The organism is Ornithinimicrobium sp., from assembly GCF_051004135.1.
Taxonomy (GTDB): domain Bacteria; phylum Actinomycetota; class Actinomycetes; order Actinomycetales; family Dermatophilaceae; genus Ornithinicoccus.
In genome coordinates this window covers 1-21,490 of record NZ_JBPCKQ010000062.1, presented here as the reverse complement: position 1 = coordinate 21,490, position 21,490 = coordinate 1, and the positions used below count along the sequence as shown (strand labels likewise).

At 71.8% G+C, this 21,490-nt stretch carries 19 protein-coding genes and 1 tRNA gene; 8 read left to right on the top strand and 12 right to left on the bottom strand.

The window, feature by feature from the left end; genetic code table 11:
* Positions 1–25: 25 nt before the first annotated feature.
* On the bottom strand, positions 26–298 hold the full coding sequence (locus ACR2FV_RS03485; RefSeq protein ID WP_434014311.1) for a hypothetical protein: 273 nt from the start codon (positions 296–298) through the stop codon (positions 26–28).
* 28 nt (positions 299–326) lie between these two features.
* Complete coding sequence (locus ACR2FV_RS03480; protein ID WP_434014310.1) at positions 327–1,238, bottom strand: Bax inhibitor-1/YccA family protein; 912 nt, start codon at positions 1,236–1,238, stop codon at positions 327–329.
* 215 nt (positions 1,239–1,453) lie between these two features.
* Between ACR2FV_RS03480 and ACR2FV_RS03475 the strand changes: the two genes are divergently transcribed.
* The 3 genes from ACR2FV_RS03475 (at position 1,454) to ACR2FV_RS03465 (ending at position 6,190) form a co-directional block, all read left to right on the top strand.
* Positions 1,454–3,955, top strand: a complete 2,502-nt coding sequence (locus ACR2FV_RS03475; protein ID WP_434014309.1) for a M14 family zinc carboxypeptidase — start codon at positions 1,454–1,456, stop codon at positions 3,953–3,955.
* Positions 3,948–5,795 (top strand): UTP--glucose-1-phosphate uridylyltransferase, encoded by a 1,848-nt coding sequence (locus ACR2FV_RS03470; protein ID WP_434014308.1) that lies wholly within the window; start codon positions 3,948–3,950, stop codon positions 5,793–5,795. Before ACR2FV_RS03475 ends, ACR2FV_RS03470 begins: the two co-directional genes overlap by 8 nt.
* A 266-nt stretch (positions 5,796–6,061) precedes the next feature.
* The gene (locus tag ACR2FV_RS03465; protein ID WP_434014307.1) at positions 6,062–6,190 is read left to right on the top strand and encodes a hypothetical protein; all 129 of its coding nucleotides are present in this window, start codon (positions 6,062–6,064) and stop codon (positions 6,188–6,190) included.
* Positions 6,191–6,285: 95 nt separating this feature from the next.
* Here ACR2FV_RS03465 and ACR2FV_RS03460 read toward each other — a convergent pair.
* A tRNA-Leu gene (locus tag ACR2FV_RS03460) sits at positions 6,286–6,359 on the bottom strand.
* A 40-nt stretch (positions 6,360–6,399) separates the two neighbouring features.
* Between ACR2FV_RS03460 and ACR2FV_RS03455 the strand changes: the two genes are divergently transcribed.
* The 3 genes from ACR2FV_RS03455 (at position 6,400) to ACR2FV_RS03445 (ending at position 7,653) form a co-directional block, all read left to right on the top strand.
* Positions 6,400–6,930 (top strand): N-acetyltransferase family protein, encoded by a 531-nt coding sequence (locus ACR2FV_RS03455; protein ID WP_434014306.1) that lies wholly within the window; start codon positions 6,400–6,402, stop codon positions 6,928–6,930.
* A 78-nt stretch (positions 6,931–7,008) separates the two neighbouring features.
* Positions 7,009–7,224, top strand: a complete 216-nt coding sequence (locus tag ACR2FV_RS03450; RefSeq protein ID WP_434014305.1) for a CopG family transcriptional regulator — start codon at positions 7,009–7,011, stop codon at positions 7,222–7,224.
* A gap of 3 nt (positions 7,225–7,227) precedes the next feature.
* A complete protein-coding gene (locus ACR2FV_RS03445) occupies positions 7,228–7,653 on the top strand; it encodes a PIN domain-containing protein (RefSeq protein ID WP_434014304.1) in 426 nt (141 codons plus the stop codon).
* A 40-nt stretch (positions 7,654–7,693) separates the two neighbouring features.
* On the opposite strand, the gene ACR2FV_RS03440 is transcribed toward ACR2FV_RS03445, so the two are convergent.
* From ACR2FV_RS03440 to mfd, 9 genes are all read right to left on the bottom strand, one after another.
* Positions 7,694–8,497 carry a uracil-DNA glycosylase gene (locus ACR2FV_RS03440; protein ID WP_434014303.1) on the bottom strand — a complete coding sequence of 268 codons (804 nt, stop codon included), beginning with the start codon at positions 8,495–8,497 and terminating at the stop codon, positions 7,694–7,696.
* Between the two features lie 25 nt (positions 8,498–8,522).
* On the bottom strand, positions 8,523–9,797 hold the full coding sequence (locus ACR2FV_RS03435; protein ID WP_434014302.1) for an FAD-binding protein: 1,275 nt from the start codon (positions 9,795–9,797) through the stop codon (positions 8,523–8,525).
* Complete coding sequence (locus ACR2FV_RS03430) at positions 9,794–10,762, bottom strand: exopolyphosphatase (protein ID WP_434014301.1); 969 nt, start codon at positions 10,760–10,762, stop codon at positions 9,794–9,796. Before ACR2FV_RS03430 ends, ACR2FV_RS03435 begins: the two co-directional genes overlap by 4 nt.
* Positions 10,759–11,277 carry a DUF501 domain-containing protein gene (locus ACR2FV_RS03425; RefSeq protein WP_434014300.1) on the bottom strand — a complete coding sequence of 173 codons (519 nt, stop codon included), beginning with the start codon at positions 11,275–11,277 and terminating at the stop codon, positions 10,759–10,761. Before ACR2FV_RS03425 ends, ACR2FV_RS03430 begins: the two co-directional genes overlap by 4 nt.
* The gene (locus ACR2FV_RS03420) at positions 11,264–11,818 is read right to left on the bottom strand and encodes an FtsB family cell division protein (protein ID WP_434014299.1); all 555 of its coding nucleotides are present in this window, start codon (positions 11,816–11,818) and stop codon (positions 11,264–11,266) included. The genes ACR2FV_RS03425 and ACR2FV_RS03420 overlap by 14 nt, the downstream gene beginning before the upstream one ends.
* 28 nt (positions 11,819–11,846) lie before the next feature.
* Positions 11,847–13,127 carry a phosphopyruvate hydratase gene (gene eno / locus ACR2FV_RS03415; protein WP_434014298.1) on the bottom strand — a complete coding sequence of 427 codons (1,281 nt, stop codon included), beginning with the start codon at positions 13,125–13,127 and terminating at the stop codon, positions 11,847–11,849.
* Positions 13,128–13,192: 65 nt separating this feature from the next.
* Entirely contained in the window at positions 13,193–14,197 is a 1,005-nt protein-coding gene (locus tag ACR2FV_RS03410) for a MazG family protein (RefSeq protein WP_434014297.1), read from the bottom strand.
* 14 nt (positions 14,198–14,211) lie between these two features.
* Entirely contained in the window at positions 14,212–14,727 is a 516-nt protein-coding gene (locus ACR2FV_RS03405; protein ID WP_434014296.1) for a hypothetical protein, read from the bottom strand.
* 24 nt (positions 14,728–14,751) lie between these two features.
* On the bottom strand, positions 14,752–18,333 hold the full coding sequence (gene mfd, locus ACR2FV_RS03400) for a transcription-repair coupling factor (protein WP_434014295.1): 3,582 nt from the start codon (positions 18,331–18,333) through the stop codon (positions 14,752–14,754).
* Positions 18,334–18,438: 105 nt separating this feature from the next.
* Between mfd and ACR2FV_RS03395 the strand changes: the two genes are divergently transcribed.
* Both ACR2FV_RS03395 and ACR2FV_RS03390 read left to right on the top strand, forming a co-directional pair.
* Positions 18,439–20,583, top strand: coding sequence for a TPM domain-containing protein (locus ACR2FV_RS03395; RefSeq protein ID WP_434014294.1), 2,145 nt, complete (start codon positions 18,439–18,441; stop codon positions 20,581–20,583).
* Between the two features lie 79 nt (positions 20,584–20,662).
* Entirely contained in the window at positions 20,663–21,379 is a 717-nt protein-coding gene (locus ACR2FV_RS03390; RefSeq protein WP_434014293.1) for a PspA/IM30 family protein, read from the top strand.
* The last annotated feature ends 111 nt before the right edge of the window (positions 21,380–21,490 follow it).

Below are 21,490 nucleotides of genomic sequence, written 5' to 3'. Positions count from 1 at the left end.
TCCGGGACGGTTGCGTGCACTTTCCCTAGCAAATGGAGCGGCGCAGGGTGGTCAGCTGATCGAGCAGCACTGCGCCGTCCAGACCGGCCCGCCGGTGGTCGAAGACCATGACCCGGAGCTGGTCGATCAGGACGGCCGGCCCGAGGTCGGGGACGGGCTCTACGGGCAGCCGGTCGGCCACCGCCACCTCGTCGGCCAGCTCCTGCACGAGCGTGCGCACGGACGCAGTCGCAGCGAGCGCGCGCTCCAGCGGCAGCTGCTGCCACCGCCGGGCCACGCGCTCAACCTCAGTCGCCACTGACGCCACAACGTCGGGTGCGCCCACCTCAGTCGTTCTGCAGGATCGCGAACAACCGCAGGAACTCGATGTAGAGCCAGACCAGGCTGGCCACGAGGCCGTGGCCCATCAGCCAGGAGTACTTCTCCGGCGCACCGGCCTGCACCCCGCGGTCGATGGAGTCGAAGTCGATGGCCAGGGAGTAGGAGGCCAGGGCGACACCGAGGATGCAGATGCCGATCGCCAACGGTCCGCCGCCGGCATAGACGCTGCCGAAGCCCAGGAGGCTCGATCCGACGTTGATCAGCAGGAAGACCAGGTAGCCCATCGCCATCATGCCGAAGATGCGGCGAGACTTGCTGGTGACCTTGATGAAGCCAACTTTCCAGGCCAGGAACATGCCGGCGAACGTGCCCATCGTGGCCACCACGGCACTGCTGACGACCCCGGGGTAGGCACTGTTGAACACCGCACTCACTGCACCGAGGAAGGCGCCCTGCAGCACGGCGTGGGTCATGATCAGCGGAACGTTGACCTTCTTGGAGAAGGCGATCGCAAAGCTCAGGCCGAGTGAGCCGAACATCGCGCCCAGCCAGATCGGCATGGCAAGAGGGTTCATCTCCCCCTGGGCGTTGGGCGCGACGAAGAACCAGGTCGCCGCCGCCACAGCGAGGACGATCCCGAACAGGACCAGCGACTTCATCACGACGTCGTCGAGGGTCACTCGCCCGGTCTGGGCGGGGCCGGCCGGAGCCTGGCCGTACATCTGCTCCAACTGCTCGTTGGACATGCTCTGCGAGGGACCGCGGCCGTTCGGCGCCGGCTGCTGATAGGGCTGCCCCTGCGGCGGCGGCGCCTGGCCGTAGCTCTGCTGGCCGGGACTCTGCTGTTGTGGCGAGCCGAATCCAGCGTACTGACCGGCCTCGCGATTGATCCGGTTGAACACCGGGTTGGATGCCATGTGCCCTCCAAGGTCGTGGGTGTGACGCGCGATCGCGTCATCATAGGATAGAGCGTTTGGCAACCTGCCGGTGTTCCCGTCCACAGCCGGTCTGTCGGGCCGCCGACCGCGCGCCGTGGACAACCCTGTCCCACTTGAGCGCAGACGGCTACTCTGCACTCTCCGGGCGTGTCCCCGTGCACCCGTCCGGCTGGTCACCGTCGAGGAGGTATGCCGTGTCGCCCCGCGCGCTGCTGCCCTGCCTCGCCGCCGTGCTTGCCCTGGTGGTCGCCACGATCGCTCCGGCCGGCGCCCCTTCCTCCGCCGCGGCCGTGTTGGCCGCTGAGTCTCAGGCGCAGCTGCCTGGGCCGCTCCTGCCGGGCCCGGGGCCGAGCTACCCCCGACAGACTGCGCTCGCCGAACCCGAGACCGACGACAGTGACCCGGCGCTGCACCTCGGTCTGACGGCATACCACCAGATCGCCCCACGGCTCAACGCGCTGCAGCGCTCCTCCGACCGGGTCAGCGCCGAGGTCATCGGCACCAGCGCCGGGGGTCGCTACCTCTATCTGGTGACCCTCACCTCGCCCGAGACCCCCGAGGAGACACGGCGGCAGGCCGGGCTGCGCCGCAGCATCCTCGCCCGGCCGCAGCAGGCGGTGCTCGACCCCACCCTGGCCCGCGACTACAAGGTCCCGGTGCTGCTCACCGCCAACGTCCACGGCGACGAGCGGGAGGGCACCGACGCGGTGCTCGAGCTGATCGAGGACTACGCGACGTCGGACGACACCGTGGTCAAGCGCACCCTGGCCCGCACCCGCATCTCGATCGTGCTCAGCCTCAACCCCGACGGGCGCGTCGACAACACCCGCACCAACGCGGCCGGCTTCGACCTCAACCGCGACTTCGTCACGGCGAGCCAGCCGGAGACCCGAGCCATGCGCGATCTGATCGTGGACGCCCAGCCGATGGTGCTGCTGGACCTGCACGGTTACGTCAACGGCACGCTCATCGAGCCGACCACTCCCCCGCACGCGCAGGACACCGAGGCCGACCTCCTGCTGCGGCACGCCTTTCCCCAGGCGCTCGGCATCGAGCAGGCGATCCTGGACCTCGGCTACGCCCAGCGGGACGGCGTGCGCCCCCCGCAGATCCCGTGGCGGGACTGGCAGGAGGGCTGGGACGGCTGGCCGCCGATCTTCGCCCCTCAGTACGCCGCTCTGCACGGTGCGGTCGCCGCCACGGTCGAGCTGCCGCTGCGCACCACCGGCGCCTCCTACGACCTGCCCATCAAGGAGCTGCGCCGACGGACCGCGATCAACATCGACGTCGCCCGCGCCGCCGTCGACGCCACGCTGGCGTATGCCGTCACGCACCGCCAGCAGCTGGTCGCCGACCACCTCGAGTGGGCCCGGCGGGGGGTCACCGGGTCCGAGCAGGTGCCGCTGACCTCCACCGACCTGCCGGGGGCCGGGGGCGAGGACGTCTATCTCACCGACTACCCCGGCGGATACCTCATCCCGGTCGGTCGCCCCCAACGTTCGGCGCCGGCGGCGGCCCGGCTGGTGGAGTATCTGGTCGCCAACGGCGTGCAGGTCAGCCGGGCGACCCGGCCGGTGCGCGTGTCCGGGCGCACCTACCCGGCCGGCTCCTACGTCGTGGACCTGCGGCAGGCCCGGCGGGGTGTTGCGGGTGCCTTCCTCGGCCCCGGGACCGATGTGTCCACCCGGGTGCGTGCGATGTATGACATCGCGGGCTGGAGCCTGGCTGCCCTCTGGGGCGCCGACGTGGTGACCGTGCCGGAGGCGAGCGCGCTGCCGCCGCCCGGGCCCCGGGTCGTGCGCCCCCAGGCCACGGGCGGGTTTGCCGGACCCGGTCCGTGGCGGCTGGAGATCGTCGACCCCGCTGACGTCGCCGCCCTCAATGACCTGCTGGCCGCCGGCGTCGACCTCGACTGGACCGACGAGGGGGCCGTCGTCGTTCCGCGTGCCGCCGCCGAGGTCGCTGCCCGGGTGGCCCGCGAGCACGGAGTGCTGCTCAGTGGCACGCAGACCGACGACGACGGCGCTGGCCTGGAGAGGCTGCAGGTCGCGGCGGCTGCCCCTGCCACTGAGCTCTGGGCTCTGCAGGAGATGGGCCTGGACGTCACCCCGATCAGCACCGAGTCGCTCAACGAGGGCTTCGACTGGGCCGGCATCGACACCCTCTACGTCTCCGCCGACCTGCGCTGGGACAGCCTGGATGCCGATGCGCAGTCGAGGCTGACCGCCTACCTCGGCGACGGCGGCGGACTGGTCGCCCGGGGCGGCACCGGCACCGCTCTCAACGAGGCTCTCGACCTCCTCGACGTGACGACGGTGGCCGGCCCGTCGCAGGCCAATGGCGTGGTCCGCATCGAGCGCGAGGACACCCCGATCGGCATGCGGGCCACGCCCCAGACCTTCGTCTACGCCCCGCGATGGTTCACCGCCCTCGGCGCGGGCGTCGTCGTGGACCAGCGGTATGCCGAACGCGACCCCCTGGTCAGCGGGCACTGGCGCGCCGACGACGGCGGCAAGACCGGACCCGGCGACGCCGCCGGGCAGCCGTTGATCGTGCACGGCGTCGACCACGACGGCACGACGGCCGGCGCACCGGTCGTGCTGCTGGGCAGCGAGCCACTGTTCCGGGCCCACCCCAAGGGTCAGTACGCCCTGGTCGCCCGGGCCTTGATCTGGTCCAGTCTTCAGGATGAGTGAGCCGAGCATGCCCGACGACCGCCCCGACCCGGCTCAGTCCTTCGCCCAGGCCGGACAGTGGTTCGTCGACGTGCTCCGGGATCTGCCCGAGGCCCGCTGGGCCGGGCCCGGCCTCGGCCAGTGGAGTCTGCGATCCCTCGTCGGCCACACCACCCGGGCCCTGCTCACCGTGTCCGACTACCTCGCCAACGCCGTGCCGGGCACCGAAGAGCCCGAGATCGGTGACCCGGCCGGATACTTCCTGCGTGCCGCTGCCCTTGCAGGTCCCGATGCTGTGGCGGCACGCGGCGTCACGGCTGGGCAGCAACTCGGCGCCGATCCGCGGACCGCAGTCCGGACGGCTCGAGCTGGCGCATCGACGCGGCGACGGTGCCATGCTCGTCGCCGCGCTGACCGGCCGGGCCGGGCTCCCGCACGGCTGGTCAGCACTGGGCCCCTGACCCGTGCCACGATGACTGCCATGACTTCTCCCGCTCTGGCCGAGGCCCTGGACAAGATGCGCTCCGCCGACATGTCGGAGACCGCCGTGGCGGTGTTCGCTCGCTACTGGCACGAGCTCCAGGGGGGCGCGACCGGCACCATTGCCGAGGACGAGATCGAGCCGCTGGAGCCCTCGGCCGCCCTCGGCGACCTCGACAGCGATGCCGACACCGAGGCGCTGGCGCACACGGCGGTCGTCAAGCTCAACGGCGGTCTGGGCACCTCGACGGGCATGGACCGGGCCAAGTCGCTGCTGCCGGTGCGCGGCGACGACACGTTCCTGGACTTGATCGTGCAGCAGGTGCGCAGCGCTCGGCGGGTCACGGGGGCTCGGCTGCCACTGGTGCTGATGCACAGCTTCAGCACCCGGGACGACTGCCTGGACGCGCTTGCGGCATACCCCGACCTGGCCGTGCCCGGCGTGGAGCTGGACTTCCTGCAGAGCCAGGAGCCCAAGCTGCGCGCCGACGACCTGAGCCCCGTGCAGTGGTCGGACGACCCCGCGCTCGAATGGTGCCCGCCGGGGCACGGCGACCTCTACCCCTCCCTGCTCAGCTCGGGCATGCTCGACGCGCTCATCGAGGCGGGCTTCCGCTACGCCTTCGTCTCCAACAGCGACAACCTCGGCGCTTCTCCCTCGGTCCCGATCGCCGACTGGTTCGCCTCCTGCGGCGCGCCGTTCGCGATGGAGGTATGCCGTCGCACCGCCGCCGATCGCAAGGGGGGTCATCTGGCGGTGCGCACCGCGGACGGCCGGCTCGTGCTCCGCGAGACGGCCCAGGTGCGCGAGGAGGACCAGGAGGCCTACTCCGACGTGGAACGGCACCGCTACTTCAGCACCAACAACCTGTGGCTTCGCCTCGACGCCCTGCGCGAGGTGCTGCACGAGCGGGACGGGGTCCTCGGCCTGCCGCTGATCCGCAACCACAAGACCGTCGACCCCAAGGACCCCGACTCGACCCCCGTGATCCAGGTCGAGAGCGCGATGGGCGCGGCGATCCAGGTCTTCGACGACGCCACCGCCATCGAGGTGCCGCGCACCCGGTTCCGCCCGGTCAAGACGACCGACGACCTGCTGCTGCTGCGCTCGGACGCCTTCGAGGGGGCCGACGACGGCACGCTGGAGGCGACCGTCGACCCGCTGCCGCTGGTGACGCTGAGCAAGACCTACAAGCGGATCGCCGACTTCGACGAGCGCTTCCCCCGGGGCGCGCCGTCGTTGCGGGACGCCGAGTCGCTGACCGTGGAGGGTGACTGGACCTTCGGCGCCGACGTCGAGGTCCACGGCGCGGTGCACCTGGAGGACACCGGGGAGCCGCAGCAGGTCTCCGATGACCGTGTCCTGGACGCCAGCGCCTGACCCAGAACCCAGGACAGCTCGAGAAGGGCGCGAGCACGGCGGTTGTCGCTGAGCGTGCCGTCGAGTAGCGTTGACGCATCGCGACATCAGTTTGCGGTGATCGACTTTTCTTGGTGCTGCCCCGGACTCCGGTAGCCCCTGACCTCATCGGTGTCAGGTGGACGGAGCCACACATGCCAGTTGCACAAGAGCCCCTTGACGATGGCCTGGACGCGTATTCGCGTCCCCCTCACGACCTCGCCGGACCGGAGCTGAGGCAGCGGTCGGTGCGGGATCTGGTCGCCGAGCTGGCCCGGCTGGAGGACTCCTCCCGGTCGGCCATCTCGTCCTCCCGGGTGGTGGTCGGCAGCGCGACCAGGGCTGAGCACATCATCGCTGAGCTGCGCCGCCGCTGAAGGGCGTGAACATCGGCCAGAGGGCAGACAATGCGCCTCCGCGCAGAACATCGCCCTACAGCGCGATGTTCTGTCCGTAAGGCGACCCCCTGACGTACCCCCGACGGGACTCGAACCCGCACTGGACCCATTTTAAGTGGGCTGCCTCTGCCGATTGGGCTACGGGGGCAACGCTCAGGATAGGCCCAGCTCTGCCTACACTCCCGCTCGTGACCGTGCCGATGATTCGCCCCCGCCGCCCGGAGGACGTGCCCGCCCTCGCCGAGGTCCTGACGGCGCAGCGTGACTCCAGTCGCTACCCGATGCGCTGGCCGTTGCCCTACCCCACCGAGCGCTTCGTCGCGCGTGACACCGAGCTGGCGGCCTGGGCCGCCACCGTCGGCGGTGCACCCGTCGGTCACGTCGCCGCGCTGTCGGTGCGGCCGGACGAGCACGGTGTGCTGGCCTCGGAGGCACAGGCTTGGGTGGCCGGCTCGGACCGACCTCCGGAGCAGCTGGGCGTACTGTCCACCCTGTTCACCGCGGTGCAGCACCGCGGCACCGGGCTGGGACGGCAACTGCACGACACCGCGGTCGCGGCAATCCGGGCGCAGGACCGTACCCCCTGCCTCGACGTGGTGCCTGAGCACCACCCCGCGGTCGACGTCTACCGACATCTGGGCTGGCGCACCGTGGGCGAGGTCTGGCCGGGCTGGCTGCCCGACGGCGCGGGACCGGTGCTGGCCATGGTGCTGGACTGAGCCGGCACGACGGGTCGACCTGCGTGACCCGCTCAAGGTCTCTCAGGACGCCACCGCCACCGGTGGTACCATACGACGGTGGAGAAGACGACCGTCTACCTGCCGGAGGACCTCAAGTCCGCGGTCAAGCGTGCGGCGGCGGACAGAGACATGTCCGAGGCCGAGGTCATCCGCCAGTCCATCCGCCAGATGCTCGGGGAGCTACGACCCCGGCCACGCGGCGATCTGTTCCGCAGCGGACAGCCGATCGCCCGCCACGCCGACGAGCTGCTGTCCGGCTTCGGGGAGCGGTGAGGCGTGGCAGACGTCATCGTGGACACGAGTGCTCTGCTCGCCTACTTCGACGCCTCCGAGCCCGACAACGCCGCAGTCAGTGAGGTCATCGGCGCGACCACCGATCTTCTGGTTGTCTCGCCCTATGTCGTGGCAGAGCTGGACTATCTGGTGGTCACCCGCCACGGCGTCGATGCCGAGCTGGCTGTGCTCGACGAGCTCACAGGTGGGGCGTGGGAACTGGCCGGCCTTGGCCCGGCGGAGGTGAAGACGGCTCGATCCATCATCGCCGGCTACCAGGACCAGGCGATCGGTGTGGCGGACGCCTCAAACGTGGTGTTGGCGGAGCGGTACCGCACACGCACCGTCCTGACCTTGGATCGGCGACATTTCGACGTGCTGCGATCGGCCACCGGAGAACCGTTCACCGTGCTTCCTCGTCCCCAGTAGTCGGTCAGCACGCATCTCGGCGCGACGCCCGGGGCGATCCTCACAGCCGGGCGATCACCGCATCCAGCATCGGCTCGGTCAGCTTGCCGGTGAACGTGTTCTGCTGGCTCACGTGATAGCTGCCCAGCAGCTGCACCGCGCGCCCTTGCCCCGTGGTCAGCGCTGCCTGCGCGCCGTGGCCGAAGCGCGGCTTGGGTCGCGGCACCACCCACCCTGCCTCGCGGGCGGCGGCCAACGTCGCGTCCCAGCCGATCGAGCCCAGCGCAAGGATCGAGCGCAGCCGGGGCGCCGCCAGCTCCAGGTCGCGGACGAGCCACGGCCGACACGTCGCCTTCTCCGTTGTGCTCGGCTTGTTGGCCGGGGGCGCACAGCGCACTGCGGCCACGATCCGCACCCCGGTCAGCACCTGCCCGTCGCCGCTGTGCTCACTGGTCGGCTGCTCGGCATACCCACCGCGGTGCAGCGCGGCGTAGATCCAGTCGCCGCTGCGGTCGCCGGTGAACATCCGCCCGGTGCGGTTGGTGCCGTTGGCCGCCGGCGCCAGGCCCACGACCAGGACCGGGGCATTCGGGTCGCCGAATCCGGGGCCGGGCCGGCCCCAGTAGGGTTGGTCGGCGAACGAGGCCCGTCGACCCGACGTCGCCACCGACTCGCGCCAGTCGACCAGTCGGGAGCAGGCCCGGCATACCGAGACCCGGGCGTCGAGCGTGTCCACGTCGGGCGCGGAGGACGACAGCGCACGCACCCGCTCCTCGTCGCCGGCCACAGGAGTATGCCGATCGGCCGGGTCGCCGGGCCACCCCGTCCCCGGCGGCACGGGAGACCCGAAGGGCTGCCCGGTCACCGGGTGCGGCTCACCACCGGTCACGTCAGGCCCGCAGGTAGGCGTCGACCAGGTCGTTGCCGAAGGCGTTGTCCGGGTCCAACCGCGCCACCAGCCTGCGCGCGTCGGGCAACCGGGGAAATTGCTCGGCGACGACGGCGGGGTCCAACCAGGACACCTTGCCCCAGTGCGGGACCGGCGCGAACGGCGCCAGCGCCTCCTCCACCCGACGGCACGCCGACTCCACCGCCTCAGCGTCGGGCAGCCAGGTGAAGTGCAGACCCAGCAGAGCCCGGTCGCACGCAGGGCTGAGCCACAGGCCATCGGCGGCGACGGTGCGCAGCTCACAGATCCGCAGCGCGGGCCGGATGGCGTCGCCGAGCGCCCACAGGGCCGCAACGGCGGCCGGGCCGTGCTCGCGGGCCACGTAGTACTCCGACTGCAGCTCGGCGCCGCTGCTGCTCGGCGGCCGGTCGGGGGTGAAGTGCGGCAACCGCTCGAACCACGGGCCGGGCACCCCGCCCTGCACCGTGCAGCCGGTCGCGTCACCGCCGGGCACCGGGCGCAGCGCCGCAGCCGCAGGCCGCCCGCCCCACCGGCTCAGGTCGGCTTCCGGCTCATCCATCCGCCGCTTGACCCAGGCGTCCCCGAAGTCGTCGGACCGCAAGGTCGTGAACACGCTCACGCTGTAGGCACAGCCCATGATCGCGTCGAGCTCACCGACGCCGGTGGCCACGTCGATGCCCTGCCACACCGTCTGCGCGACCGAATAGGTCGGCCCGGCCTGCAGGGTCAGCCGGACGACCACGCCCAGGGACCCCAGGCTGGGCATCACCCCAGCAAAGTCGGGGTCGCCGCGGTCGAGCACCATCAGGTCTCCCGTCGCGGTGACCAGCTCCACCTCGCGCACGGCCGCCGCGAGACAGGGCGCGCGGTCCCCCGAGCCGTGCGTGCCGGTGGAGCAGGCGCCGACCACGGAGATGTGTGGCAGCGAGCCCAGGCTGTGCAGCGCCAGGCCGGCTGCCTCCATCCAGGGCGCCAGCTCGGCGAAGGTCATCCCGGCACTGATCCGCACGCCGTCCCCGGAGATGTCGCACTCCTGCGGCAGGTCGCTGACACAGACCAGCGCACCGCGGGTGTCGGCGACGGCCGAGAAGGAGTGAGCGGTGCCCACCGCGTGCACCCGCCGCTCGGCGGCGACCAGACGCTGCAGCTCGGCGATGCTGGTGGGCCGCTGGACCGGCGCCGCGAAGGTCACGTTGCCGGCCCAGTTGGCGTGTCGTCCGACGTGGGTATGCCGAGGCGCGCCCGAGGTCGTCACCGTGCGCCGATCCCCGGGTCGACCTGGGACAGCGCGATGCCGTCCAGGATGTCCTGCTCAGAGGTGCGCACGGTCAGCAGGCCGGCGTCCCGCTGCAACCGTTGCACCACGGTGCGCCAGATCAGCGCGCCCGCACCGATGACATCGACCCGCCCGGGATGCATGAACCCCAGACCCCGGCGCTGCTCGGCGGTCATCGTCAGCAGACTCCCGGTCGCCGCGACCACCTCGTCGACGCCCAGCTCGGCGCCGTGGATCTGCTCCGCGTCGTAGGCGCGCAAGCCCAGGGCGTGGGCGGTGACGGTGGTCACCGAGCCGGCGAGTCCGACCAGGGTGGCCACCCGCGTGAGGTCCACGACCTGGGCCGCCTCCTCCAGGGACCGCGTGATGTCGGCCAGGGCCGCCCACGCCTGCTCCTCGGTCGGCGGGTCGTCGTGCAGGTGCCGCTCGGTCATCCGGACCGAGCCGATGTCGACCGAGCACGACTGCTCCACCTCGTGCTCCCCGAGCACCAGCTCGGTGGACCCGCCTCCGATGTCGACGACGAGGTAGGGCGCCGGCACGGCCTGGGCACGCAGGTCGACCGTGGCTCCGGTGAACGACAGCGCAGCCTCCTCGTCGCCGCTGATCACCTCCGGAGCGGTGCCGAACCCGGCGAAGGCCTCGCGCACCCCGGTGAAGAACTCGTCCGCGTTGGCGGCATCCCTGGACGCCGAGGTGGCCACGAAGCGCACCGAGTCGCAGCCGGCGTCGGCGCAGGCGCCCGCATACTCCCGCGCCGTGGTCAGGGTGCGCTCCATCGACTCCGGGGCGATCCGCCCCGTCGCGTCGATGCCCCGGCCCAGCCGGACGATCTGCATCTCACGGGTGACGTCGCGCAGCCCGCCGTCGTCGCCGACGTCGGCGATCAGCAGGCGGATGGAGTTGGTGCCGCAGTCCACGGCACCGACCCGGGTCGTGTTCACGATGCATCCTCCTCGGGTAGGCAGCAGCCACCATCCCACCATCGGGGCAGCGCCGCGAGCGCCTCGTCGCCCAACGGGTTGACCCCCGGGCCGGCGGCGAGCGCGTGGGCGACCAGCACGTGCAAGCACTTGACCCGGGTCGGCATCCCCCCAGCGGAGACCCCCTCGATCTCGGGGACGTGACCGAGCTCGGCCCGGCGGGTCAGGTAGTCGACGTGCGCTGCGGCATGCGCCTGAGCCAACGAGGGGTCGGCCGCGAGCCGCTCGGTCATCTCGCGCATCATCCCCTGCCCCTCCAGCGTGGAGATCGCGCCGGTCAGCCGGGGACACGTGGCATAGAACGTGGTGGGGAACGGCGTGCCGTCGGGCAGCCGCGGCTCGGTGCGCACCACGGCGGGGCAGCCGCACGGGCACCGGTAGGCCACGCAGACCACCCCCCGAGCCGGTCGCCCCAGCTGCCGCTGCACCGCAGCCAGGTCGCGCTCGCGGAGTGCGGCGGCGTCACTGGTCGGCATCGGTCTGCGCAGGCTCCTCCCCCGCGATCTTGACCGACTCCCAGACCTCGCCGTACCACGGGCGCAGCTCGTGCACGTCGTTGCTGACCGGGGCCATCCCCGGGACGGGCTCGGTCAGCAGCTCGCCCGTGTCGTCCAGGACGGTGAAGGCGGTCTCGCCGTCGCGCACGAAGCGCAGCCGCTGCCGGGCCCGCTGCTCGATGTAGTCGGGGTTGTCCCACCGGGCCAGGTCACGCTCGAGAGTCTCGATGTCCTCCCGCTGGGTCTGGATCTGCTGCTCCAGTCGGCTCACCTCGCGGCGCTGCTCCAGATAGCCGCTGACCGTCGGGAAGAGGAAGACCCCGAGCAGAACCACGATCAGCGCCACCCCGGCCAGTCGCCATACCTGTGGGATGCCGGTCCGGCGGGTGGTGACCTGCCCGCTCGGGTCGACTCCGGCCGCGGTGCTGCCGGAGCGACGGCGAGGAGCCCCGGGTCGAGTCGCGGAGCCCGAGCGGCGGGGGGTGCCGCCGGGGCTGCGACTCGGTCTACGGGTGCTCATCGGTATGTCGTCCTGCCGGCTCCGCCGCTCAGCCGCCGTAGCGCGGGAAGGCGCCGGCCCCGGCGTAGAGCGCCGCATCGTCGAGCTCCTCCTCGATGCGCAGCAGCTGGTTGTACTTCGCGACCCGCTCGGAGCGGGCCGGGGCGCCGCTCTTGATCTGCCCGCAGCTGGTCGCGACGGCCAGATCGGCGATGGTGACGTCCTCGGTCTCCCCCGAGCGGTGGCTCATCATGCAGCGGAAGCCGTTGCTCTGGGCCAGGGTCACCGCGTCGAGGGTCTCGGTCAGCGAGCCGATCTGGTTGACCTTGACCAGCAGCGCGTTGGCCGACCGCTCGTTGATGCCGCGCTGCAGCCGGGTGGGGTTGGTGACGAACAGGTCGTCGCCGACCAGCTGGACCCGGTCACCCAGCCGCTCGGTGATGGTCGCCCAGCCTGGCCAGTCGTCCTCGTCGAGGGGGTCCTCGATGGAGACGAGCGGGTAGTCGTCCATCAGGTCGGCGTAGTAGTCGGTCATCTCGGCGGCGGACAAGCTGGCGCCCTCGAAGGTGTAGACCCCGTCCTCGTAGAACTCGGTGGCGGCGACGTCGAGCGCGAGCGCGATGTCGCTGCCCGCCGTGTAGCCGGCCTTGTCGATGGCCTCCAGGATCAGCTCCAGGGCCGCCCGGTTGGACTCCAGGTCGGGCGCGAAGCCGCCCTCGTCACCCAGACCGGTGGCCAGTCCGCGCTCCTTGAGCACGGTCTTGAGCGCGTGGTAGACCTCAGCGCCCCAGCGCACCGCCTCGCGGAACGACCCGGCGCCGATCGGGGCGATCATGAACTCCTGGATGTCGACGTTGGAGTCGGCGTGCGAGCCACCGTTGAGGATGTTCATCATCGGCACCGGCAGCACGTGCGCGTTGGGCCCGCCCAGGTAGCGGAACAACGGCAGACCCGCGACCTCGGCAGCCGCCTTGGCAACCGCCAGCGAGACGCCGAGGATGGCGTTGGCCCCGATCTCGCCCTTGTTGTCGGTGCCGTCGATAGCCTGCATCTCGGCGTCTATCAACCGCTGCTCGCTGGCGTCGAAGCCCAGCAGCCGAGGCTCCAGGTCGTCCATGACGGCCTGCACGGCGTCCTGCACACCCTTGCCGAGGTAGCGACTCTTGTCGCCGTCGCGGCGCTCGACGGCCTCGAAGGCGCCGGTGGAGGCACCCGAGGGGACCGCAGCGCGGCCGACGGTGCCGTCGTCCAGGCCGACCTCGACCTCGACGGTCGGGTTGCCGCGCGAGTCCAAGATCTCGCGGGCGATGATGGCGTCGATGACGGCCATGGGCTCTCCTAGTGAGCGGTGTCGGACGGTCTGGTGTCGGCAGCCGCGTGACTCTTCTGGCGAGCCTAACGCTCCGGTGCGCGCACCGGGCGGACCGACCCGCGCCCGAGCGCCGACAGGCCGCGCAGCAGGCCGCGCAGGGCCGCCGCCAGGTCGACGTCGTCGTCCCGGGCGTCCAGCACCAGCTGCATGAGCTGCGCCCCGTATGCCGTGCGGTGATCTTTTCGAGCGGTGTCGACCTGGTCGCGCAGCCAGGCCCCCTGCCCGGCCCGGTCCAGGCGGGAGGCGACCTTGGCGGCGCGGGCGAGCTCCGGCATACCGGCCGGGATGCCGTCCAGCGGGTGCTCGCGTTCGGGCTTCTCGGCGGCCTTGAGCTGCTCCCAGGTCGACTCGACCGCGGCGGCGGTCGCAGCAGAGTCGGCGGTGCGGGCGAAGACGTGCGGGTGCCGGCGCACCAGCTTGCCCACCAGACCGGCCGCCACGTCATCGACGTCGAACGGGTCGTCCTCGTGCTCCTGGGCGACCCGGGCGTGGAAGAGCACCTGCAGCAGCACGTCACCGAGCTCTTCGCTCATGTGGTCGCGGTCCCCGGATTCGAGGGCCTCCACCGCCTCGTGCGCCTCCTCCACCAGGTAGGGCGTCAGCGAGGCGTGGGTCTGCTCCGCGTCCCAGGGGCACCCGTCGGGCGAGCGCAGCCGGTCCATCACCGCCACGGCGTCGAGCAGCCGGGCGCCGGGCACGTCCCAGGACCCCACCAACAGCTCCAGCTCAGGAGCGTCCTGCTCGCGCGTCACCTCGGCGGCCAGCGCGTCCGTCAGGCCCGGGTCGGCGTCACCCGAGCCCACCCAGAGGACGGTTCCGGAGGCGGCGCGCTGCAACAGGATCTGGGCCAGCTGCGGCGAACCCATCGGGCCGACCACCTGGACCTCGATGTCCGCACCGCGCAGGGCGGGCAGCAGCGGCTGGTCCTCGTCGCGGGCAAGCACGGCATCGGCCGCGCCCAGCTGCTGCCAGGCCTGCGCGCTGAGCAGCCCGGGCGCGACCCGCGGCGAGGTCACCAGCAGGATCAACCGGCCGGCGGTGCTCAGTTGCCGTCCTCCCCGGGCAGCTCGGTGGTGATCCATTCCGGCGTCGCGTCGGCCAGGCTGACCGTCTCGGGGTCCCAGGTGCCGTAGCGCGGGTTGACCTGGACGTCGAGGTCGGCGAAGAGGTCGGGCGGGGCCGAATCGCCGACCATCTGGGAGTAGACCAGCCCGTGCAGGTAGTCGGCCATCAGCCGGTTGGGTTCGGCCGGGGCACCGGGCAGCTGGGCGAGCTGGGCAAGCAGCTCGTTGTCGGTGATCTCCTGGCCCGACCCGGCCACCATCTCCTCCAGAGCCGGGGCCTTGATCAGGGTGTCCAGCACCTGCGTCGGTGTCGTGGGCTGCTGGGCCACGGCGTTGAACTGGGCGGTGACCTCCTGCAGGTCGGACGCCGCGATGGTCGTACCGTCCACGGTGGCCGCCTGCCCCGAGGACACCCCCGATCCAGCGCATCCGCTCAGCAGCACGGCAGCAGTCGCAGGAATCATCGTGGCGGCAGTCTTGGTCCATCGCTTCACGGGGCCCATCATGTCACCTGTTGCTCACCCGGTGACGCCCGCAGCCGCCGCGACCTCGTCGAGCAGGACGGCCCTGATCAGCTGCTCCGCCCACTCGAGCACCGCTCGGTCGCGCAGCGGCTTGCCGCCCACCCGCGCGGTCTTGGGTGTCGGCACCAGGATGGTGCGGGTGGCCGGCTTGATGATCGTGCCGGGGTAAAGCCGATTGAGCCGCAGCTGCTGGCTCTCCCTCAGCTCGGCCACCGGGGCGAAGCGGATGGTCTGCCCCTGGGCGCCGACGTCGCTGAGCCCCGCCTGTCGCGCGACGGTGCGCAGCCGGGCCACCTCGAGCAGGGTCTCCACGGCCTCCGGCGGTGTGCCGTAGCGGTCCACCAGCTCCTCACGGATGGCGGTGAGCTCGTCCTCGTCGCGCACCTGGGCCAGCTTGCGGTAGGCCTCCAGCCGCAGCCGCTCGCCGGGCACGTAGTCGTGCGGCAGGTGGGCATCGACCGGCAGCTCGATCTTGACCTCGACGGGTCCTTGGTCGCCTTCGCCCTTGAAGTCGGCGACGGCCTCGCCGACGAGCCGCACGTAGAGGTCGAAGCCGACGCCGGCGATGTGCCCGGACTGCTCGCCGCCGAGCAGGTTGCCGGCTCCGCGGATCTCCAGGTCCTTCATGGCCACGGCCATGCCGGCGCCGAGGTCGGTGTGCCCGGCGATGGTCTGCAGCCGGTCGACGGCCGTCTCGGTCAGCGGCTTCTCGGGTGGGTAGAGGAAGTAGGCATACGCCCGGTCGCGACCCCGGCCGACCCGGCCGCGCAGCTGGTGCAGCTGAGACAGCCCCATCTGGTCGGCGCGTTCCAGGATCAGGGTGTTGGCGTTGGAGATGTCCAGCCCGGTCTCCACGATCGTGGTGCAGACCAGCACGTCGAAGCGCCGCTCCCAGAAGTCGACGACGACCTGCTCCAGCTGGTGCTCACCCATCTGCCCGTGCGCCACCGCGACCCGCGCCTCGGGCACGAGGTCGCGGATCCGGGCGGCGGCCCGGTCGATCGAGGTGACCTTGTTGTGGATGTAGAAAACCTGGCCCTCGCGCAGCAGCTCCCGGCGGATCGCGGCGGTGATCTGCTTGTCGTCATAGCCGCCGACGAAGGTCAGCACCGGTTGCCGCTCCTCCGGCGGAGTCGCCAGGGTCGACATCTCCCGGATGCCGGTGACCGCCATCTCCAGGGTGCGCGGGATGGGGGTGGCCGACATGGCCAGCACGTCGACGTCGGTGCGCAGCGCCTTGAGCTGTTCCTTGTGCTCGACGCCGAAGCGCTGCTCCTCATCCACGATGACCAGCCCGAGGTCCTTGAACCGCACCGAGGCCGACAGCAGCCGGTGGGTGCCGATGACCAGGTCGATGGCGCCGGAGGAGATCCCCTCGATCGCCTCCTTGGCCTGCTTGTCGGACTGGAACCGGGACAGCGCCCGCACGGTCACCGGGAACTGCGCGTAGCGCTCGGTGAAGGTCTGGAAGTGCTGCTGCACCAGCAGGGTCGTCGGCACCAGCACGGCCACCTGCTTGCCGTCCTGGATGGCCTTGAACGCCGCCCGCACCGCGATCTCGGTCTTGCCGTAGCCCACGTCGCCGCAGATCAGCCGGTCCATCGGCACGGCCTTCTCCATGTCGGCCTTGACCTCGTCGATGCTGACCGCCTGGTCGGGGGTCTCGACAAACGCGAAGGCGTCCTCCAGCTCGCGCTGCCAGGGCGTGTCCGGGGCGAAGGCGTGCCCGACCGTGGCCATCCGGGCGCTGTAGAGGCGAATCAGCTCCCCGGCGATCTGCCGGACGTGCCGCTTGGCCCGCGACTTGGTCTTCTGCCAGTCCGAGCCGCCGAGCCGGTTCAGCGTCGGGGCCTCGCCGCCGACGTACTTGGTGATCTGGTCCAGCTGGTCGGTCGGCACGAACAGCCGGTCCCCCGGCTGCCCCCGCTTGGAGGCGGCGTACTCCAGCACCAGGTATTCCCGGGTGGCACCCTGCACGGTGCGCTGGGCCATCTCCACGAACCGGCCCACCCCGTGCTGCTCGTGCACCACCAGGTCACGGGGACGCAGCTGCAGCGGGTCGACCTGCCCGCGCCGGCGCGACGGCATACGCCGCATGTCCTTGGTCGAGCCCCCGCTGCCGGGCTGACCGGTCAGGTCGGTCTCGCTGACCAGCACCAGCCCGGCGCCGGGCAGGTCGACCCCACGGCCCAGACAGGCGGTGGTGACGTGCACGACGTCGGGACCGACGTCGCTCAGCGGGGCGTCGACCCGGTGCGGCACGCCGTGCTCGCCGAGAACCTCGGCGACCCGACGGGCCATGCCCGCTCCCTCCAGCGCCACCACGACCCGGCGCCCGGCTCCGAGCCAGCCGCGCAGATCGGTCACGATGGCGTCGACGTCGCCGCGGTAGGCGGGCATGGAGCTGGACTCGACCTGGATCTGGGCCGGCTGCCCGTCGTCGGCCGGCGCGGTCAGCTCGGCGTCCTGCGCGAACGGGGTGATGCTCCACCAGGCCCGCCCGGTGTCCAGGGTGTGCTCGCGCACCTCACCGAGAGGCAGGTAGGACGCGGTGCCCAGCACGTCCTGCAGGTCCACCGGCACCGCGTTGCCGGCGGCGGCGTTGGCCCAGTTGGCCCCCAGGAACTCTGCACTGGTTGCCACCAGGTCGTGGGCCCCGGTCCACACCCGCTCCGGGTCGAGCACGACCAGCCGGGAGGCATCGGGCAGGGCGTCGACCAGGGTCTCCATGCCGTCGACCAGCGCCGGCGCGAGGGACTCCATCCCCTCCACCGCGATCCCTTCGGCGACCTTGGCGCACATCTCGGCGACGCCGGGCAGCTGCTCGCCCAGCTCCTTGGCCCGGGCCCGGACGGCGTCGGTCAGCAGCACCTCCCGGCACGGCGGCGCCCAGACCCCTTGCGGCGCGATCTCCAGGGAACGCTGGTCGGCGACCTTGAACCAACGCACCTCCTCGACTGTGTCGCCCCAGAACTCCACCCGCAGCGGGTGCTCCTCGGTCGGCGGGAAGACGTCCAGGATGCCGCCGCGCACCGCGAACTCGCCCCGCCGCTCGACCAGGTCGGTGCGGGTGTATGCGGCCGCGGCCAGAGCCTCGACGACGTCCTCCAGGGCGTGCTCCTGGCCCGGTCGCAGGCTCACCGGGGCCAGCTCGCCCAGCCCGCGCACGATCGGCTGCACCAGGGCGCGCACCGAGGCCACCACCACCCGGACCGGTCCGTAGGCGGGCACGTCGGGGTCGGGGTGGGCCAGCCGCCGCAGCACCGCGAGACGGCGGCCGACCGTGTCACTGCGCGGGCTCAGTCGCTCGTGCGGCAGCGTCTCCCAGCTGGGGAAGGTCACCACCGAGTCGCCGGGCAGGTAGTCCCCGAGCCCCCGGGCCAGGTCGTCGGCCTCGCGACCGGTGGCGGTGACCGCCAGCACCGTCGAGGTTCGCGCGAGCAGGGCGACCAGCGGCGCGTGGGTGCCCGGCTCGGCGGCGACGTCGGCGGTCGGCCGGCGCGCCTCGGCGGCCGCAGCCACGGCGCGGACGCCCGGATCGGTGCTGATCTGCTCCAGGGCGGCAGCGAGCGGCATAAGATCCTTCACGAGGTGAGAGGCAACGACACGGCACCCCGGAGGTGGGAACCGATCAGGGGATGCGATAAGTCTAAGGGGCGGCCCGCGCACCAGCGCGGCCTGATGAGGAGGACCGTGGACGTGCACCGCATCGAGGCTCTCGGCGTCACCCGGCTCGCGGCCCGGCGACTCGTGGCCGGCGTCGTCCTGGGGCTGGTCGTCGCGCTGCCGCTCGCCGGGCCGGTCGCGCTGCTGTCGGCGGGGTATGCCGAGGAGCCGCTCGACCTGCCGGACCAGGTCTACGACCCGGGTGGTGTGCTGGAGGGCGGCACCGATGAGGTGCAGGCGGCGATCGACGAGCTGCGCGACGACGCCGGTCTGCAGCTGTTCGTGGTCTACGTCGACACGTTCGAGGGCGCCGGAGACAACAGCGGCTCGGAGTGGGCGCAGGCCACCTATGATGCGTCCGGCATGGGCGGCGACGACGTGGTGCTGGCCGTGGCCGTCGAGGACCGCAAGTACGGCTCGGCCGCCGAATCGGGCGGCCCGCTGACCCCCGAGCTGGTCAGCGCGGTCGAGACCGACTACATCGAGCCCTCCCTGGGGCAGAGCGACTGGGTCGGGGCGGCGCAAGGAGCCGCGGAGGGTTACACCGCGGCGGTCCAGGGCGACCTGGACACCGGCGGCGGGTCCGGCGGGGGCAGCTCGGGCGACGACACGGCATACCCCGGCGGTGCGGGTGGGCCCGGCACGGCCTTCGGCATCCCGTGGATGGTGCTCGCCCCCGTGGTGGCGATCGTCGGGGTCGGGCTGCTCAGCAGGCTGGGCAACAAGTCGGCGCGGCGGGGATCAGCGGAGGGTCGGGCAGCCGGTCCCGAGCCGGCGGCGGCCCAGGGCGTGCCGACACAGGAGTTGCAGCGGCAGGCTGCGGAGGGCCTGGTCGGGTTGGACAACGCGATCCGCTCCGCGCAGGAGGAGCTGGCCTTCGCCGAGGCGCAGTTCGGCCAGCAGCGGACACAACAGTTCCGCGAGGCCCTGGGCTCGGCGCGAGCGCAGGCACAGGAGGCCTTCCGGATCCGGCAGGAGCTCGACGACACCGACCGTGAGCCGGAGCCGGTCGAGCGGACGATGCTCGGGCAGATCATCGAGCTGTCCACCGGCGCCGGTCAGGCGCTGCGGGCGCGGACCCAGGAGTTCAACGAGCTGCGCTCGCTGCAGGATCGGGTGCCGGAGTTCCTCACCGACCTGGAGCAACGGGCCGGCGAGGTGCGCGAGCGGCTGCCGGTGGCCGACCAGGAGATCAAGGGACTGCAGGCCCGCTACCCGACCCGCGCCCTGGGCACCGTGCGTCGGCACCGCGAGCAGGCCGAGTCGCTGCTCGACAGCGTCGACGGGTTCGTCGACGCCGGACGGCAGGCGGTCTCGAGTGACGACCGCAGCTCCGGGGTGGCCGCGGGACGGGCCGCCGAGGAGGCCCTAGGGCAAGCCGTGCGGCTGCTGGACCAGATCGCCGGGGCGAGTGACGACCTGGCCAACTCGCGGGAGGCGCTGGCGGCGGCGATCCGCTCCATCACCGCCGACCTGCAGGACGCCGCGCGGCTGGCGCCCCGGGACCCCACCGTCCGCCAGGCGGTGCAGCAGGCACAGGATGCCGTCAGCCAGGGCCAACGGGCTGACTCCGACGGCGACCCCCTCGCCGCGCTGGCCGCACTGGACTCGGCCGAGCACGACCTCGACACGGTGCTGGCGCCGATGCGCGAAGCCGACGAGCACACCGACAAGATGCGCCGCAGCTTCGAGGACCGGGTGGCCCGCGTGGGTGCCCGACTGCGCAGCATCGACGAGACCATCGCCACCCGGCGCGGCGCCGTCGAGCGCGGTGCCCGCACGCGCATCTCCGAGGCACTGCGTCTCTTCGACCAGGCCCAGAGTGTCGCGGGTGAGGACGTGACCCGGGCGGCCTCGCTGCTCAACCGCGCCGAGCAGCTCGGTGAGCGGGCGCTGTCCGAGGCCGACCAGGACGTCGACCGCTGGGACGAGCCCGGCATCGGCGGAGGGAGGGGGATGGGCGGTCGGCGTGGACGCTCGCACGGCATCGACATCGGCTCGCTGGTGCTCGGCGGCATCCTCAGCGGCGGCTTCGGCGGAGGCGGTCACCGGCATTCCGGCGGCTGGGGCGGGGGCTTCGGCGGTGGCGGGGGCAGCTTCGGAGGCGGCGGCAGCTTCGGCGGTGGCGGGGGCAGCTTCGGCGGCGGTGGGAGATTCTGAGCAGCCAAGACGGCCCGTGTGACCGACCCGAGACCATTCCGCATCCGCGGCGTGATCCCTATCGAAAGGAAGACCCGACATGACGCAGAAGCAGACGATCCTCGGCCGGATCAGCCAGTTGACCCGCGCCAACGTCAACGCCCTGATCGACCGCGCCGAGGACCCCGAGAAGATGCTGGACCAGCTGGTGCGCGACTACACCAACTCGATCGCCGAGGCCGAGGAGGCCGTGGCCCAGACCATCGCCAACGTGCGGATGGCCGAGGCCGACCTGCGCTCGGATGAGGAGGCTGCCGCCGAGTGGGGTCGCAAGGCCTCGGCCGCCGTCAAGAAGGGCGACGAGATGCGCGAGGCCGGCGACACGGCGGGCGCCGAGAAGTTCGACAACCTGGCCAAGCTGGCCCTGGGGCGGCAGATCCAGCACGAGAACGAGGCCAACGAGGCCCGCCCGGCCATCGAGCAGCAGAACGGCACCGTCGAGCAGCTCAAGGCAGGGCTGGTCTCGATGAAAGGCAAACTGCAGGAGCTGAAGTCCCGGCGCAGCACCCTGGTCGCCCGAGCCCGCACCGCCGAGGCGCAGACCAAGGTGCAGGACGCCATCGGCTCGATCGACGTGATGGACCCCACCAGTGAGCTGTCCCGCTTCGAGGACCGGGTCAAGCGCCAGGAGGCCATGGTCCAGGGGCGCGCCGAAGCGCAGTCGACCAGCCTGGAGGACCAGTTCGCCGAGCTGGAGGACCACTCCCAGGACACCGAGGTCGAGGCCCGGCTGGCAGCGCTGCGCCACCAGTCCTGAGTCACCAGTCCTGAGTCACCAGTCCTGAGTCACCCCCGGCCAGATCGTGCAAGGGTAAGACCCGGCCAAAAAAAGCCCCCCAGCGAGGCGCCCCCAGCGAGGGGGAGGACT